This window comes from Leisingera sp. F5 (assembly GCF_001593695.1).
In genome coordinates this window covers 1-1593 of record NZ_LUKH01000833.1, presented here as the reverse complement: position 1 = coordinate 1593, position 1593 = coordinate 1, and the positions used below count along the sequence as shown (strand labels likewise).

The 1593-nt window shown below is 64.5% G+C and carries 1 protein-coding gene and 1 pseudogene; one reads left to right on the top strand and one right to left on the bottom strand.

What is annotated here, in order from left to right; genetic code table 11:
- Nucleotides 1-1175, top strand: a 1175-nt coding sequence (locus A2I95_RS36525; RefSeq protein WP_291737386.1) for a GMC oxidoreductase, incomplete at its 5' end; no start/stop codon positions are given.
- A 50-nt stretch (nt 1176-1225) separates the two neighbouring features.
- Here the strand turns inward: A2I95_RS36525 and A2I95_RS36520 are convergent.
- A pseudogene (locus tag A2I95_RS36520) lies at nt 1226-1593 on the bottom strand (calcium-binding protein); the annotation flags it as partial.

Sequence of the window (1593 nt, the reverse complement as noted above, 5' to 3'; positions counted from 1 at the left end):
CGCTGACTGTCTCTAACATGCGCATTCAGCGCCCGATTTGCGATGCCTGGGTCGCCGCGGCGCAGGAGGCGGGATATCCGTTCAACCCCGATTACAACGGGGCCGCGCAGGAGGGGGTGGGGTATTTCCAGCTGACCACCCGCAACGGGCGGCGCTGCAGTGCTGCGGTGGCGTTCCTGAAACCGGCGCGGGGGCGGGCCAATCTGCAGATCATCACAAATGCGCTGGTGGAAAAGATTGATCTGGACGGGCGCCGGGTCACTGGCGTGACCTATCTGGACCGTGCCGGCCAGCGGCAGAGCATCACGGCGCGCAAGGAGGTGATCCTGTCGGCGGGGGCCATCAACTCGCCGCAGACGCTGATGCTGTCGGGGATCGGCCCGGCGGAGCAGCTGAAGGCCAACGGAGTTGAGGTGGCGGTGGATCTGCCGGGCGTGGGGCAGGGGCTGCAGGACCATTTGCAGGCGCGGCTGGTCTACAAATGCAACGAGCCGACGCTGAACGACGAGGTCCGCAGCCTGTTCAATCAGGCGCGGATTGCGCTGAAATACGCGCTGTTCCGGGCCGGGCCGATGACAATGGCGGCCAGTCTTGCCACTGGATTCATGAAAACCCGGCCTGAGCTGGCAACGCCGGATATCCAGTTCCATGTGCAGCCCTGGTCGGCGGACAGCCCCGGCGAAGGGGTGCATCCGTTTTCGGCCTTTACCATGTCGGTGTGCCAGCTGCGCCCGGAAAGCCGGGGCGAGATCCGGCTGGATGGGCCGGATCCGAAAACCTATCCGAAAATTCATCCCAACTATCTGGCGACGGAGACGGATTGCCGGACCCTGGTGGACGGGGTGAACATTGCCCGGCGCATTGCCCGGCATAATCCGCTGGCGTCCAAGATCGCCGCGGAGTTCCGGCCCGATGCGGGTCTGGAGATGGAGGATTACGCGGGCACGCTGGACTGGGCGCGCGGCAATTCGGTGTCGATCTATCATCCCACCGGCACCTGCAGGATGGGGCAGGGGGCGGATGCGGTGGTGGACGCCGGATTGCGGGTGCATGGGGTGCAGGGGCTGCGGGTGGCGGATTGTTCGATCATGCCCGAGATCGTCTCGGGCAACACCAATGCGCCGGCCATCATGATCGGTGAAAAGGCCAGCGATCTGGTGATGGCTGCTGACTGAGACTGAGACTGAGGCGGCGGCACTCCGCAGACTGCCGCCGCCTGCGGGTTTTAGAGCAGGAAATGATCCTCGCTCAGGGCTGAGGCCTGCACATCCAGCAGGGTGATCGATCCGTCGTTCCCAAGGTCGATCAGGGCATTGCTGCCGTCCTGCGAGATTGCTCCGGACAGGTCATCAAAGCTTTCAAAGCCAAAGCTTCCGCCTGTCAGATCCAGCAGCTCGCCATCGGCGGAGGTGTTGAAATCGCGGATCACGTCATCGCCGAAACCCTCTTTGAAAACAAAGGTATCCGCGCCGCGACCGCCCGTCAGCTGGTCATTGCCGGCCCCCCCGGTCAGCACGTCGGCGCCGCGTCCGCCTTCGATACGGTCATTGCCCGAGCCGCCGTCCAGGGTGTCGCGCCCGCGTCCGCCAACGA